Below are 8,080 nucleotides of genomic sequence, written 5' to 3'. Positions count from 1 at the left end.
CTCCGGCTTCCTTCAGATTCCGGGTCACCCCGGACACCCTTGCCCTTGGCTAACGGCTACAACGACCTTCACCGTTCGGGACTCTAACCCTAAAGCTTGCGCCCATGTCGGGCACACATCAAAAAAAGAAGCACGGGAACCGCCCCGTGCTTCCTATGATGTTTTTTAAAACATTTGTGTCTCCCCGTATCCCATCACCACAACATGGGTATTCCCTTTTACATAAAGAAGCATTTCATGGTCTTTATTTTCCATAAACCCAATAATCGGAAATGCTTCTGATAACGCATCATAGTCAGATGGAGCGGGTGCCTTTTCCCTTGTCGGGAATGTATGGCTAGGGATAACAACCTCCACGTTTAATAAGTTATCCACCGCATACGCGGCTTCCTTCGGCCCCATCGTAAACGTCCCCGAGGAAGACAAGATCGCAATAGTTGGCTGATACACTTCTTGAATCCATTTCATATCCGCCATTAAAGCTGTGTCCCCGGAATGATAAATAACGGGACCGTTTGTGAAATCAAGTACATAACCTGCCGCTTCACCTGCATACGTTAAGTTCCCTGTGGTTTCTCCGTAACTTGATGTATGCTTGGCTGGAACCATGGTGGCTGCAACACCATCAAGCTCAATCGTGCCCCCGAAGTTTAGAGGAAATACATTCTGGACCCCTTCTCCCATTAAAATCATAGCCAGCTCATATTGTGCGATGATCTGACATTCAGGATTCGTATCCAATACTTTTTTCACGCCACTCGTGTGATCAAAATGTCCATGCGTTAACAAAATCCCGTCCAATGAACGGAAAAAGACTTCTGTTCGGTATTCGTCTGGACAGCCTGGATTCATGTCAAAAAACGGATCCACCAAGTATTTTTTCCCCTCTTCCGTCTTAAACAAAAACATCGCGTGCCCTAACCGTGTAAGATGCATATGCATCCCCTCCCCTATTTTATATGACACAACTTTACGTGTTTTATTTTAAAGTTATGTATTTTCATAGATCCGCTCTTGCAGGTCTTCTAGCGCCTCTGACTGTTGGTCAAGTTAATCAGTTTGGAAATGATCAGTATGCTGTGAATCCTGAACAGAAACGGTTAACTTCCCTGCCTCCCCCCCTATGCTTATTTAAAGAAAAAAACTTATCCCTTTTAATGTTTCACAAAAGTCGAACCATAAAGGGGGGACTCCAACGGGACTGCCAATAAACAAAAAAGATGAGCACAAGACCCATCTTTCACTACTACTATTCTATATTTTTACTTTACATATATTCCTCACCAGGGAGATTCTCTTCTGTCTTTTTGCTTGGCAGAACATCAATGATTGGATTCTCATTGGAAGTAGCAAACCAGTGAACAAAATCCTGCGGAGAATCGAAATACCAAGAAACGCGGGGAAGCGCGGGGACGGTTCCCGCGCTTCCTCTCTTACATTTCACCAGAGTAAGAACTCTAAAAGGTCAGAGAATAGATGGACCTCTCACCTTTTGACAAAATTTTAACTTGAAAAGGTCATTGAACAGCTTAATCAATGACCTTACTATCCCTATAACCACAAAAAATGTCACAGATATCGCCTATCTGTGACATTTTTTACTTACGCATTAATTTCTTAAGAAGTCAGAGAAGACCTTTACTTCTCAACCATTTGAAAAGCGCCTTCACAACAGAAGAAAACTCATGAAATTGAACCAACCGCGGATACTGCGCCTGAACCTCTTCATCTTCAAAAAGCGCCTCCGTCCAGAAGCCATCACCAAGCTCCTCCCAACTCCGAGCATAACTCCCTTTCCGCTCTAACGCACCGCGAATAGCATAGAGCGCCTTCTTATACTTCCTTTTCGTAGAATCAGATTTGCCATCTACTTTCTCCCGGTAGAAACGAACTAAATCTCTAGCATAAAAGGCATTCTTCGTCTCATCCGTAAAACCAAGGTCTTCATAGTACGGAACTTCTGCCTCGATTACAACGGTTTCTCTCTCGTCATGGGATTCAATAGATTCAAGTGTTGTCACCCTGCTCTCACGCGACGTCACAAAAGGAGAGAGCGGCAACCCAAGCTCTCGCCTGACCGCATTATAATCCGGCGTGACGGAAAGGTCCTGTTGATCTTTCCAAAGCATAACATGAGACTGGTTCTCCGATCTCTTTAACCACCGTTCAGCAAGATGACCTTCACCCTGCTCCACTAACCCTCTTAATGACCGGTTTCCATAAAGCAGAATTGGGTCATCCACAGGGATTAATCTTCGCTGCTGAGCCAAGGTGCCAAACAACTTCGGAGTGCCATGTTCCACTTTTAATGATTGCCTCTTATAAATGGCTCCTGGTAAATCCCCCAGGTGTTTCTCACGGTCCTCACGAAGCATAATGGCTCCGTCAGATTCCACCATTTTTCGTAGCATTGGGTTCACATACCTCAAGTGAAAGGCCGTCATCGTAATGGTTTCTGTCACCCTGTTCCATGTGAATGACGCATACTCATCCGCAATTCGCACAACTCCCGGGGCTTCACTATCGGTGTATTCCTGCCAATTCTTTGTCCAAGAAAAATTCATCTTCCTTTCATCCCAATGATCAATCGTAAACTCAGGCTCATTCTGTATTAGAGCAGACGCAACTTCTGGTTCCACTACATCATATATATAGGTGAACTCCGTGACAGGCAGGGCTTCTTGATCTTTTTTAGGAGACTTCTTCCCGTTTAGAGATGCTAGAATTTCTGGATAATAGCGACGTAGAGCTTCTTCATAAGAAATCCCCTCATCCGTCATCCAAGACTTAACCTTGTCATACGTTTCATACAGCTCCTCAGGCCCATACATACCACGGAGACCATTAAAGTAATACCGATCAACCATTGGTTCCAACAACCCAATCGTACTGTTCCACGCTATAAGATCCGGTCCTTGGTTCTCTTTAGCACAAGGGAACTGTTCCTTTGTATGAATGTCCTCATATACAATAACATCCTCTTTAAGGTCAACAGCCATCAATAAACGCGGCGTCAACTTCACCCATCTTTCGGCCATTTCTTTCATCTCATCCCGTAAAGCATGACTTTCTGACTCCCAGAACCACTCAATCCCACGAAGTCCATTCTCATATCGGAAGAAGAAGATTCTCCAGAACATAGCAAACCCCGCATCTTTCCTTTTATGGTCAGCACGCTCTGTAAACTCTCTCTCCAATTTTCGTATTTCATCAGAGGAGACTTGATTCATTAGAAATCGTTCAACGGCATGGACAAGTTGCTCCTTTTGTTCATGAAACCGCTCCTCTTTCAATGCATAAGCCTCTTGCTGCTCATCCTTCTGCATACAGCACTTCTTATATTTCTTGCCACTCCCGCAATGGCAAAGATCATTTCGTGCGATCGTCATGGAACCGCTCCTTACACAATTATTATGGTACTAGTTTAACATGCGTACCAAAGGGACGGGTCCGCTGGTTCTTTCAAACATGCACCAAGAATCCGTTTCTTGGCTACATACAAAAAAGAAGCACAGGATCTCTCCCCCACGCTTCCATTAAGCTCTCTCTAATAAATTTCTACCTTGTGCTGATTCAAATAGCTTTTTAATTTCTCTCACGTCAATGCCATCTTTATACAACTGATCCGGATCTAAATCTAACTCCCCAGGCCAGGTGACCGTCTTTAAATCAGGGCCTACATAGACTTGATGGAAAACGTTTGGTTCTCTTAGTTTTTCTAGAACACCTTCCATAAGTGGTTTTATATCCACAAACTTTTTGGATCCATCTGAAAAATCGATGAGCAACCAACCCTCTAATTCTGGGATCGCCACTGCCTTATGAATAAGAATGATAGAAAACACCTCCTGCTCTAAGTGTATCTACTCCTATTCTTCTCATAATCCTTTAATTATTAACATGAAAAAACTTTCACCTAACCACCTTCTTCTTAACCAACCCACTATTCCCCCTCCTCATCGTAACCGCCTCCCACAACGCCTCATCCGACACCGCTTCTTCACCTCTTAAATCAGAGATCGTCCTGGCCAGACGGTGCATCTTCATTTGTACACGATTACTCCAATTCTCTTTCACCGCTCTGTTTTGAAGAAACGATTTCTGCTCCTCTGTTAAAGGGATCATCGTTCGTACTTCTTCTATAGACAGGTCAGCGTTACAGCACACTTTCCCGTGCCGTTTATACTGAAGATCACGCGCTGATTGAACCCGCTTCTGTATCTCTGAGGAACTAGGAGCGTCTTCTTTCCTTTCTTGCTGGAGATTCACCGGGGTTAAATGAAGGATGATATCGATTCGATCCTGAACAGGACCTGATACTTTGTTCTGGTAAGCTTGGACATGCTTTGGGGAGCAGGTGCAGTAATGAGTCGTGGCGCCAAGGTAGCCGCAAGGGCACGGGTTCATGGCGGATAAAAGCAGGAATTTGGCGGGATACGTAACGGTGGCTTGGGCACGACTGATGGTTACCTGTCCGGATTCAAGCGGCTGACGTAGCATATCGAGCGTTTTCTTCGGAAATTCGGCTAATTCATCTAAGAAAAGAACGCCATGATTGGCTAACGAAATTTCACCAGGCGTGGGATTTGAGCCGCCTCCAATGATGGAAACTGCCGATGTGGAATGGTGCGGGGAGCGAAAGGGTGGTCTTCCTAGTGAGGATAATGAGGTATTGGCGAGCTCATATAAACTTACATTCTCAAGCTGTGACTCTAGTTCTAACATTGGCATTATCGAAGGGAAACTCTCAGCTAACAAGCTCTTCCCACAGCCAGGCGGACCGATCATCATAACGTTGTGGCCACCAGCTGCCGCAATCTCAAGCGCACGCTTCGCCTTCTCCTGCCCTATGACTTCTTTGAAATCAACACCAGCAAAAGAAGCTTGGTCCACAGCCAACTCAGTAATAGGAGGTACAATCGACAAACCGCCTCCTCCGGATAAATGATCGACGAGTTCCATCAGGTATTCGACGTAGATAATCTCAAGCCCTTCAATTTCCTGTATCGGCACACTGCAATCATAAGGGATAAAAAGACGCTTGATCCCTAGTTTCTTCGCTGACATGATCGCAGGAAGAATGCCTCGGATCGACTGAACTTTTCCGGTCAACGAAAGGGATCCAATAAACGCTGTATCATCTGGAATCACGCCCTTCAGTGTACCGAAACACTTAAGAATCCCAATGGCCATGGCCACATCAAACATCGGGCCGTGCTTCTTCTCCTCGGCAGGCGATAAGTTCACGATTACCCTTCGATCGGTAAAATTAATACCAAAACCTTTCAGAGCCGCTAGCACTCACTCCTTTGACTCCTTTACTGCAGCACCGGGTAAGCCGACAACCACAACAGACTCTACACCGTCTAGCTTCTCGACTTCTACGGTTACGGGATAGCCTTCAATTCCTTTTAGACCGATGCTTTGAATGGCAACTGCCATCGCGTCACCTCCTGATTCTACGGTTTTAAACTTCCTGATTAGAAAATGGATAAGTCGTATGAGGGGTGATATGGAGATTCATGTGGATAAAAATGTGGATTCTATAAACGGTTAATCACGCGTCTAGGGATTCCTGTTATTCTAGATAGTTGCCGAATAGACACGCCATCTATTTCTTTAATTCTGCTCAATACTTCATCCCTATCTACTCGGTTCAATTTCTGAATTAAACTACTGCTCGGGATGCCCATATTTCTTAAGTGCTCCTGTAACTGCTGATCAGTCAGCCTCGCACTTCCATTAACCTCAAGGCAATGATCTTTATTTTGGTTTTGCATAAATTCAACATACTGTTGAATGGCCTTACGCTGATCATCAGAGAACAACTGCAAAGCTCGTCCTTTATCAATAAACGTTTCTTTTTCCTGAACATAGTCCTTACAGCTGGTCCATTTCCCACCCCACACACTTTTCACCAAACCTGCTTTAAGAGGGTTCTGGTGGATGTAGCGCAGGACAATGATAAAATAAGCAGGATCCTCAACAGCCTCACTTCTATATCTGCCCTGAAACAACGGACCACATCGATCATTCTTCATGTTGTACCAGTAGATATAGCTTGAACTTATTCTCTTCAACACGAGTGACACCGGCTCATCTTCTTCCTTTAGTAAGAGGTGAACATGGTTGTCCATTAAACAATTACCATAGAGTTTATAACCACTCACTTTCTTATAACGTCTAAGCGTCTCAAGGAATCGAATCCGATCTTCCTCCACTTCAAAAATGGCCTGCTGATTGATCCCTCTCAACATAATGTGATAGACACCATTCAAGCTTTTCTTCCTTGGTCTTCGCGGCAAATAAAAATCACCTCGCTTTACCACGGGGACAGGTCCACCGGTTTATTTACATGGGTCATAATAGGATAAAATAAAGGAGAAAGTTAATGAAGGTGAGGTTGCAATTCGAGGGTTGTTCATACTAATAATTTTTTGTAGACCCTATAATTCCTTCAACCACTTTGACAAAAGACAAACTTTTCAGAAGCTTGCCACCAGACCACCGCAAAGGGTTCACATACCCTCACGATGTGTGCCATGGGACCCGTCCCCGTGGTACTTTTAGAATGAAGACTAAGTTGCTTTGGCTCATGTCGAAGCACAAGCCCCCCTCATGGTTTGTGGTATTTGGTCGTAATCATTATACCATCCAGGGGGTTTTTCTATTTTTTTATGCTTTTAAGTGATAGGTTTGGACTTTTTCACTGGTCTCGAACCGTCCACATGCTTCCTACTATGACTGAATGTTTAGGCCTTAACAAATCGATGAAGGTTCTGTTCAAACCTCCATGAGTCTCTACACATATCTCTTATATCCCTTTTCGCTTCCCAACCTAACTCTTTCTTTGCTTTAGTTACGTCCGCATAACATGTTGCAATATCACCAGGTCTTCGATCTACAATCTTATAGGGGATATTAATTTTATTGACTTCTTCAAATGTTGTAACTAACTCTAATACACTAGTACCTCGACCTGTTCCTAAATTGTATACATGTGCTCCTTTCTCTATATTTTGCAGAGCAGCTACATGCCCCTCTGCTAAATCTGTGACATGAATATAATCTCGAACTCCTGTTCCGTCTACCGTTGGATAATCATTACCAAAAACATTTAAGTACTCTAACTCACCTTTTGCGGTTTTTGTAACATAAGGCATTAAATTATTTGGAATACCATTAGGTGCCTCCCCTATTAAGCCAGAAATATGTGCTCCTACGGGGTTAAAATACCGGAGCAACGCGATAGATAAATGGGGGTTAGCGTAACTAATATCTTTCAGTATTCTCTCGCTCATAGCTTTTGTTTCCCCATATGGGTTAGTTGTCTGGTGTAAATGCATATCTTCTACGAGTGGTGATACATTTTCTCCATAAACAGTTGCTGAAGAACTAAAGATTAACTTCTTCACACCGTATTCAAGGCAGGATTTGGCAACAGCTATTGTACTCATCAGGTTGTTGTGATAGTAAGCTACAGGTTCCACGACAGATTCTCCCACAGATTTATAACCAGCAAAGTGAATAACCCCTTCTATAGAGTGGTTCTCAAATATGGAGCTCACTTGACTTTCATCGGTTATATCAACTTTATATTTTACTACCTTTGCTTGAGTGATTTTTTGTATATTCTCTATTACTTGTGGATCGCTATTACAGAAGTTATCTGCAACTATTACTGAATGCCCAGAATCTATAAGGGAAATACATGTATTAGATCCAATAAATCCTGCTCCCCCTGTTACAAGTATACTCATGAGTCATTATCCCTTCTAAGAAAATTGGAAGCTTGGAAATCTACCTCAATCTACTAATTTCTTCTCATTAAATTAACCAATTATATTAATTAAGAATATATCGAAGTACATACAGCACATATTATCGAGGTGATTTTTTACTTAAAAGAATGTTATGCTTCAAAAAGGATATTCAAAACTAATGTAGAGACCAATAAACTATTCCCCACAGGTTACAAATAAACCTTTCCAAATATGCATTGAAGTTAAGTAATACCAAGAAACTAATATATTTTTATAATAAAGCTACTTTCTTATTTCCTAAATGATTCAAAGGAAAA

The 8,080-nt window shown here is 42.9% G+C and carries 7 protein-coding genes; all 7 read right to left on the bottom strand.

Features of this window, described 5'->3' with window-relative positions:
• Window positions 1–165 precede the first annotated feature (165 nt).
• Complete coding sequence (locus IEW76_RS19920) at window positions 166–936, bottom strand: metal-dependent hydrolase (protein ID WP_188656124.1); 771 nt, start codon at window positions 934–936, stop codon at window positions 166–168.
• A 689-nt stretch (window positions 937–1,625) separates the two neighbouring features.
• On the bottom strand, window positions 1,626–3,389 hold the full coding sequence (locus tag IEW76_RS19915; RefSeq protein WP_188656123.1) for an SEC-C metal-binding domain-containing protein: 1,764 nt from the start codon (window positions 3,387–3,389) through the stop codon (window positions 1,626–1,628).
• Window positions 3,390–3,536: 147 nt separating this feature from the next.
• Entirely contained in the window at window positions 3,537–3,845 is a 309-nt protein-coding gene (locus IEW76_RS19910; RefSeq protein WP_229721318.1) for a DUF2442 domain-containing protein, read from the bottom strand.
• A gap of 67 nt (window positions 3,846–3,912) precedes the next feature.
• Complete coding sequence (locus IEW76_RS19905) at window positions 3,913–5,301, bottom strand: YifB family Mg chelatase-like AAA ATPase (protein WP_308422099.1); 1,389 nt, start codon at window positions 5,299–5,301, stop codon at window positions 3,913–3,915.
• On the bottom strand, window positions 5,302–5,442 hold the full coding sequence (locus IEW76_RS21035; RefSeq protein WP_308422098.1) for a hypothetical protein: 141 nt from the start codon (window positions 5,440–5,442) through the stop codon (window positions 5,302–5,304). It lies immediately after the preceding gene.
• Window positions 5,443–5,543: 101 nt separating this feature from the next.
• Complete coding sequence (locus IEW76_RS19900) at window positions 5,544–6,305, bottom strand: transposase (protein WP_188656122.1); 762 nt, start codon at window positions 6,303–6,305, stop codon at window positions 5,544–5,546.
• A gap of 447 nt (window positions 6,306–6,752) precedes the next feature.
• Window positions 6,753–7,760, bottom strand: coding sequence for a UDP-glucose 4-epimerase GalE (gene galE, locus IEW76_RS19895; RefSeq protein ID WP_188656121.1), 1,008 nt, complete (start codon window positions 7,758–7,760; stop codon window positions 6,753–6,755).
• Window positions 7,761–8,080: the final 320 nt, after the last annotated feature.

The organism is Pontibacillus salipaludis (assembly GCF_014642405.1).
Lineage (GTDB): Bacteria > Bacillota > Bacilli > Bacillales > BH030062 > Pontibacillus > Pontibacillus salipaludis.
The sequence above is the reverse complement of the archived record's forward strand: the minus strand, read 5'-3'. Positions and strand labels throughout refer to the sequence as shown.

Bases quoted from the DNA above. Each gene is read 5' to 3' on its own strand.
- IEW76_RS19920 (WP_188656124.1), bottom strand. From the start codon at position 936: ATGCATCTTACACGGTTAGGGCACGCGATGTTTTTGTTTAAGACGGAA.
- IEW76_RS19915 (WP_188656123.1), bottom strand. From the start codon at position 3,389: ATGACGATCGCACGAAATGATCTTTGCCATTGCGGGAGTGGCAAGAAA.
- IEW76_RS21035 (WP_308422098.1), bottom strand. From the start codon at position 5,442: ATGGCAGTTGCCATTCAAAGCATCGGTCTAAAAGGAATTGAAGGCTAT.
- galE (WP_188656121.1), bottom strand. From the start codon at position 7,760: ATGAGTATACTTGTAACAGGGGGAGCAGGATTTATTGGATCTAATACA.